This window comes from Hungatella sp. SL.1.14 (assembly GCF_024460495.1).
Classification (GTDB): Bacteria; Bacillota; Clostridia; order Lachnospirales; family Lachnospiraceae; genus Hungatella; species Hungatella hathewayi.
This window is the reverse complement of sequence record NZ_JANFYJ010000182.1, coordinates 1-376: the sequence shown is the minus strand read 5'-3', so window position 1 is coordinate 376 and position 376 is coordinate 1. Positions and strand designations below refer to the sequence as shown.

Here is a 376-nt window from a genome sequence, read left to right as displayed (position 1 = left end):
CATGGACCAGGCAGAGGGGAAGTACCTGCAATTTGTGGACAGCGACGACTGGATCACAACGGATGCTACAAGAATGATGGTATCGGCGACCGAGTATGGCTCCTGCGATATGGTTATCACTCACTTTTTCCGTGTCAACCACGATAAAATCAGAAGAAAAGGCCATATTAAGGAATACGAAATTATGACCAGAAAAGGCTTTGCAGAGCACATGATGGAAAAACCGGCCAATTTTTACTATGGAGTCATGTGGAATAAACTGTACCGGCGGGATATTCTGAACGCATATAAGCTACAGTGCAGCCGGGAATTGAACTGGTGCGAGGATTTTCTGTTCAATCTTCAGTATCTCTGCTATGCGGAACGCATCTGTGCG

General features: G+C 46.0%; 1 protein-coding gene. It reads left to right on the top strand.

Translation table 11 applies throughout. The annotated features are described in order from the left end of the window. Positions 1 to 376, top strand: a 376-nt coding sequence (locus NE473_RS30585; RefSeq protein WP_256265593.1) for a glycosyltransferase, incomplete at both ends; no start/stop codon positions are given.